The sequence below is a fragment of the Variovorax sp. P1_H12_2 genome (assembly GCF_056405335.1).
On record NZ_JBFUCI010000671.1, the window covers coordinates 1 to 1,895 of the forward strand.

The window sequence follows — 1,895 nt, forward strand, 5'->3', positions numbered from 1 at the left end:
TTGGCCGCGATGCGGTGGCGCTGCCGGTCGACGAACTGCGCCAGTCGCCGGCCAGCCAGGGGCTGGATCCGAACCGGGCGCTGCTCGACGAACCGCTGGCGCCCGACGCCGAGACCGGCGAAACCCTGAGCCCGCTGGCCGCCTTCCTGACCCATGCGGCGCTGGAATCGGGCGACAACCAGGCCCAGGCCGGCCAGGATGCGGTGCAGCTGATGACGGTGCATGCCGCCAAGGGCCTCGAGTTCGACTGCGTCTTCATCACCGGCATGGAGGAAGGCCTGTTCCCGCACGAGAACTCGATGAGCGACAACGAGAGCCTCGAGGAGGAACGGCGGCTGATGTACGTGGCCATCACGCGGGCGCGCCAGCGGCTCTACATGAGCCATTCGCAGACCCGGATGCTGCACGGCCAGACCCGCTACAACCTCAAGAGCCGCTTCTTCGACGAGCTGCCCGAAGGCGCCCTGAAGTGGCTGACGCCGAAGAACCAGGGCTTCGCGCCGTCGGCTTTCGGCTATGGCGGCGGGTACGCGACGACGCGCGGCGGGTCGGGCGGTTTCAGCAGCAAGGACAGCTTCGCCAGTCCGCCGGTGCCGCCCCAGAAGGCCGCGCCGTCGCACGGCCTGCGCTCGGGCATGCAGGTGTTCCACAACAAGTTCGGCGAAGGCACCGTGACCGCGCTGGAAGGCAGCGGCGACGATGCGCGGGCGCAAGTCAATTTCCCGCGCCATGGCGTCAAGTGGTTGGCCTTGTCGGTCGCCAAACTCACGCCTGTCTGATCCAGTTGGGTCGGCCGGCGCAGCCAGGCCCGTTGGTGAAACACCGCGGAACCGGCTTCGCCGGGCCGCTGGTGTTGCCCCCGGTAGGGGGTGGGCGGGCTACACGCAGTGAGCCCAACCTGGGGGCGAGCCTATTCCGTGAAGGAGTCCCTGAACGTGAACCAGGTGCTGGTGAAGAACATCGCGGCCATCACCAGCGCRCCGCCGATCATCAGGGCGCCGCCGATCGCCGCGGCGCCTTCGCCGGCGCCCATCGCGCCGACCGCGACCAGCAGGCTGGCGAGCAGGCTCAGCACGATGCCGGCGCCGATGAAGACGCCGACCCAGGCCAGGCCGAACACGGTGAGGGCGCCGAAATTCTTGAAGCAGGCCACGAAGCTGAAGAACAGGCTCTTGGCCGGCGGCACGCGGTGCCAGTGCACCAGTGCGGGCGCATGCCAGAAGGCCAGCGACAGCGGCAGGTACAGGCCCATGGCGATCCACAGCGCGACCTGGAATTCGGTCGATTCCGCCAGTTCGCGCGTGAGCGGGCCGCCGAGCAGGTAGACGCGGGCGAACTGGCCGCCGTCGGCCAGCGCAGAGATCGCCATGACCAGCAGGAACAGCGCAGCGTAGAGCGCGCCCAGCACCGCCATCGGCCGCACATCGGCGCGGATCGCGTGGAGCGCTGCCAGGAACACGGTGCCGGCCGGCGGTTTTTCGGGCCCGGAGGCCTGCTGCGTCGCCGCCATGAGGCCCAGCGTCATGGTGGGCAGCAGCATCAGGGCGATGGCGGCGCCGATCAACGGCACCTGCGAGGCGATCGACACCATCGCCATGAAGAAGAAGAACAGCGAGATGAAGGCCAGCGGCTGCTTCGCGAAGGCCTTGAGCCCGCTACGGACCCACAGCACACCGGTACGCGCGGGCACGAGATTGAGTTTCATCGGATCCGGTCAGGCGGCCAGCGCATCGGCGCCGGACGCAAATTCGAAGGAGGCGTGCGCGCGTTCCCGCAGCACACGCTCGAAGTGCGTCGGGTCGTGGGCCTTGAGCATGCTCGCCTCGCGCGGGAGGTGGAAGTCCCACAGGCGCGAGATCCAGAAGCGCAGCGCCGCGGCCCGCAGCATGGCGGGC

Annotated in this window: 2 protein-coding genes and 1 pseudogene; 1 reads left to right on the top strand and 2 read right to left on the bottom strand. The window is 69.1% G+C overall.

The window, feature by feature from the left end; translation table 11 throughout:
* Positions 1-779 (top strand): 3'-5' exonuclease (locus tag AC1D2K_RS34010; RefSeq protein WP_478094756.1); only part of this gene is annotated, 779 nt, incomplete at its 5' end.
* Between the two features lie 131 nt (positions 780-910).
* Here AC1D2K_RS34010 and AC1D2K_RS34015 read toward each other — a convergent pair.
* Together AC1D2K_RS34015 and AC1D2K_RS34020 are read right to left on the bottom strand one after the other, a co-directional pair.
* A complete protein-coding gene (locus AC1D2K_RS34015) occupies positions 911-1,705 on the bottom strand; it encodes a BPSS1780 family membrane protein (RefSeq protein ID WP_478094757.1) in 795 nt (264 codons plus the stop codon).
* A gap of 9 nt (positions 1,706-1,714) precedes the next feature.
* A pseudogene (locus AC1D2K_RS34020) lies at positions 1,715-1,895 on the bottom strand (homoserine kinase); the annotation flags it as partial.